Source organism: Nostocoides sp. (assembly GCF_035343835.1).
GTDB lineage: Bacteria > Actinomycetota > Actinomycetes > Actinomycetales > Dermatophilaceae > Nostocoides_A > Nostocoides_A vanveenii.
On record NZ_DAOQZV010000310.1, the window covers coordinates 1 to 3,213 of the forward strand.

At 70.0% G+C, this 3,213-nt stretch carries 4 protein-coding genes; 1 reads left to right on the top strand and 3 read right to left on the bottom strand.

The annotated features are described in order from the left end of the window. From PKH97_RS15330 to PKH97_RS15340, 3 genes are all read right to left on the bottom strand, one after another. Window positions 1–403, bottom strand: a 403-nt coding sequence (locus PKH97_RS15330) for a hypothetical protein (RefSeq protein ID WP_324388467.1), incomplete at its 3' end; no start/stop codon positions are given. A 33-nt stretch (window positions 404–436) separates the two neighbouring features. Then, window positions 437–1,663: a hypothetical protein gene (locus tag PKH97_RS15335; protein WP_324388469.1), complete on the bottom strand. Its 1,227-nt coding sequence runs from the start codon at window positions 1,661–1,663 to the stop codon at window positions 437–439. A 127-nt stretch (window positions 1,664–1,790) separates the two neighbouring features. Beyond that, window positions 1,791–2,195 carry a hypothetical protein gene (locus PKH97_RS15340; protein ID WP_324388470.1) on the bottom strand — a complete coding sequence of 135 codons (405 nt, stop codon included), beginning with the start codon at window positions 2,193–2,195 and terminating at the stop codon, window positions 1,791–1,793. Between the two features lie 72 nt (window positions 2,196–2,267). On the opposite strand from PKH97_RS15340, the gene PKH97_RS15345 reads away from it, so the two are divergent. Beyond that, on the top strand, window positions 2,268–3,137 hold the full coding sequence (locus PKH97_RS15345; protein WP_324388471.1) for a bifunctional methylenetetrahydrofolate dehydrogenase/methenyltetrahydrofolate cyclohydrolase: 870 nt from the start codon (window positions 2,268–2,270) through the stop codon (window positions 3,135–3,137). Window positions 3,138–3,213 lie beyond the last annotated feature (76 nt).

The following is a 3,213-nucleotide window of genomic DNA, read 5'->3' on the forward strand; positions in this document are numbered from 1 at the left end:
CGCCGCCGGGCACCCGCCCGGGCCGCAGGCCGAGCCCGTCGTCGCGGGCCGGGCCGCAGGAGTAGCACGTGGGGAAGGGGTGCTTCGCCAGACCTTCGTAGGCGGGGCCGCAGCCGAGGGCCACGGCATACGGGACCGGGGTGATCGCCGGTGGGGATAGGTCGGGAGTTGCAGAAGCGGTTGCCACGCGAACGTCCTTCGCGCGCAACTCTATTCCGCCGTCAACGACGGCAACGTCCATTGGCACGTCGAGCGGCGGGGGCTCGCTCAACCGGACCGTGACGGTCGTGATCGCCGCGTCTGCGGCGCGCAAGACCCCGGCCAGGCGACCGGCGAACCACCCGCCATTGGCCGACTCGGGTGGCCCGTTGAAGTGGGCGGGGATGGTCAGCTGATCGGTCATCAGCCCATCGTCGCCCATGGCCGGACGAGGCCGCTAGTCACCCACCCCGAAGGCACTCCAGCCGCCGGCGGGCGCGGCGCCGACGTCCAGCGCTTGCAGGCTCTTGAGCAGGATGGGGTCCTGGCGATCGAGCCAGCGGACCAGTTGTTTGAAGCTGACCAGGTGGGTGTCGGGGGCGGCAGCCATCGTGCGCATCGCCTGCTCGACGGCGTCCATATAGACGCCGCCGTTCCACTGCTCGAAGTGGTTGCCGATGATCAGCGGGGCGCGGTTGCCCGTCAGCGCGCGTTCGTGCCCGGCGAGCAGTGCGGCCCGGGCCTCCTTGCCCCACTTCACCCAATGGCGCGGGTCCTTGGCGGGCTGGGGGCCGGACTGATTGGCCATGTAGTTGTAGTCCATGGCGATGACCTCGAAGGTGTGGCCGGGGAAGGGCACGATGGACATCGGGATGTTCCACACCTGGGTGCCGTCGAAGAGCCGCGGCCACACCTGCCGCCCGCCGGTCGAACTGTCGTAACGCCAGCCCAGCGTGGCCGCGGTGGGGATCAGACCCTGCTGGCCGAGCAGGCACGGCGTCCGGCCGCCGATCAACTCGGTGCGATAGTCGAAGGGCAACGACGGGACGTCCGCCCAGCCGGTGGTCGAGCGCCAGTGCGTCACCATCCAAACCGCCTGGTCGATCTCCGAGCGCCAGTCGTCGGGGGACCAGTTCGCCACGCTGCCCGAGCCGCCGCAGAAGTGGCCGTTGAAGTGGGTGCCGATCTCGTTGCCCTCGAGCCAGGCCTGGCCGATGCCTTCGATCGTGCGGCGCACCGAGGCATCAGACAGGAAGGGGATGTCGGAGCGGCCGACGCCATTGCGCGGCGGCCGGTAGTCCTTGGCGTCCACCCCGCGCAGGGTGTAGAGCCCGCTGAGGAAGATCGTCATACTCGCGCCGATTTCCCTTGCGACAGCGCGGAATCGTGTCAGCAGAGCGGCATCGGTCTCGCCGCCGCCGTCCCACGAGATGACGACGAATTGCGGTGGTGCCACACCCGGGACGAGGTCAGGTAGGACGGGTTGATTCGGCTGCGGTCCGGTGTCGGAGGTCGAGCCGTCACCGATCGGCGTCGCTGTCGGCGACGCCGGCGTGGGCTTGTGAGTCGGTGTCGTGGCATGGGTGGCCGCCGGCCCAAGCCCACCCCCGCATCCACCGAGCGCGGCGGTCAGCGCCGCGCCGCCGGCGAGCATCGCTCGCCGCCTGGACGTCTCCGTCGTCATATCCCCCTGCTCCCTTCCACGCACCACTGTGCCGAGGCCGAGTGCGTATGCAGTGGAGACGCGCCGTGGTCACGGCAGGTTGGCTCCGGCCTTGGGCGCTCGGGGCGTCGATGGGGGGTGTGAGCCGTCAGCTGCCCGGGTCGGCGATCGCGAGGAGGGCTGCGGCATACGCCTCTTCGACATCGGGCGCCGTATGGACGTCGATGCCGTGTGCGCCGCTGACGCGCACCTCCCAGCCGTCCGGGGTGCGCAGCAGCGCGTTCAGGCGGTCGCCGATCAGCTCGCGCAACTGGTCCTCACGCGGCAGCCAGATCGACTGGTCCAGATCCACCGAGTCCAGGGCCCATTCGGTGGTGCCGTTGAAGCCGAGCACGGTCTGATCCTGGTAGTGGTGGACCTCGACGGTCAGGTCACTGATCCAGAAAACGTCCTGATGGAGTTGCTCATTGTCGATGACGAAGCGATCGCCGGGCCGGGGATCCCACATGATCCCGGCGGCCGCGAGGTGCTTGGCGCTCTCCAGACTCAGCATCGGCCCATTGTCGTCCCCGGCGCGCCTGGTCGGCGTGTCGGCGCCTTGTGCGCCGTGTGTCAGGATCGCCGTATGACGGCGCAACTTCTCGACGGCCTGGCGATCCTGGCCTCGATCAAGACCGAGCTGGCGCAGCGAGTCGCGGCACTGGCCGAGCACGGGGTGGTCCCCGGCCTGGGCACGATCCTGGTCGGCGATGACCCGGGCAGCCAGTGGTATGTCAATGCCAAGCACCGCGACTGTCACGAGATCGGCATCGCGAGCATCCGGCGTGACCTGCCCGCGGGCACGTCCTTGGCCGAGGTGCTCGCCGCCGTCGACGAGCTCAACGCCGACCCGGCGTGCACCGGTTTCCTCGTGCAACAGCCGACCGGCCTGGACGAGAACGCCATCCTTTCCCGGGTCGACCCGGGCAAGGACGTCGACGGACTGCACCCGATGAATCTCGGCTGGCTGGTTCTCGGCCAGGACGCCCCACTGCCGTGCACCCCGAAAGGCTGCATCGAGCTCCTGCGCCGGTATGACGTGCCCATCGCGGGTGCCCGCGTCGCCGTCGTGGGCCGCGGGATCACCGTCGGACGTCCGCTGGGCCTGATGCTCACGCGCCGCAGCGAGAACGCGACGGTCGTGACCTGTCATACGGGCACCAAGGATTTGGCGGCCGAGCTAAGCCGAGCCGACATCATCGTGGCCGCCGCCGGCGTGCCGCACATGGTGACGCCGGACATGGTCGCGCCCGGGGCCGCGGTGCTCGATGTGGGCGTGAGCCGGATCGTCGCCGAGGACGGCACGAAGGTGGTTGCCGGGGACGTGCACCCGCAGGTGCGCGAGGTGGCCGGCTGGGTCAGCCCGAATCCCGGGGGCGTCGGGCCGATGACCCGGGCCATGTTGTTGACCAATGTCGTCGAGGCGGCCGAGCACGCTCTGGCGACTCGGCGCTGACCGCGCGATTCGACTGACCAGGCGATGAGCGACGATCAGCCCTGGGGGCCCGGGCGATCCCGCCCGGTCGCGCCCG

Coding starts and splice junctions, on each gene's coding strand:
- PKH97_RS15340 (WP_324388470.1), bottom strand. CDS start 2,195: ATGCTGAGTCTGGAGAGCGCCAAGCACCTCGCGGCCGCCGGGATCATG.
- PKH97_RS15345 (WP_324388471.1), top strand. CDS start 2,268: ATGACGGCGCAACTTCTCGACGGCCTGGCGATCCTGGCCTCGATCAAG.
- PKH97_RS15335 (WP_324388469.1), bottom strand. CDS start 1,663: ATGACGACGGAGACGTCCAGGCGGCGAGCGATGCTCGCCGGCGGCGCG.